The following is a 278-nucleotide window of genomic DNA, read 5'->3' as shown; positions in this document are numbered from 1 at the left end:
GGGCGGTTGCCTCGGGTCGGGCCCCGCCCAGCGGGGTACCGGGGCCGCGCGGGCCCGGTCCCCGCCCCGGCGGCCGGCGGGGGGGGGGGGGGGGGGGGGCGGGCCCCCCCCCCCACCCCCATCGTGCGACCGCGACGTTTCCCCCGGTCGTCCGAGGCGTTTCGGTCGTGTTGCAGCCGATCCGCCACCCCGTGAGACGCCTGGTCCCGGCGCCGGGGGCGGACCACATATCGGTGTTGTTGAGCGGCTATAAGACCACCGGGGCGAGAGGCGCGGGG

Origin of the sequence: Cellulosimicrobium cellulans, assembly GCF_042723955.1 — a bacterium.
GTDB lineage: Bacteria > Actinomycetota > Actinomycetes > Actinomycetales > Cellulomonadaceae > Cellulosimicrobium > Cellulosimicrobium cellulans_H.
Note: the sequence above shows the minus strand (reverse complement) of the source record.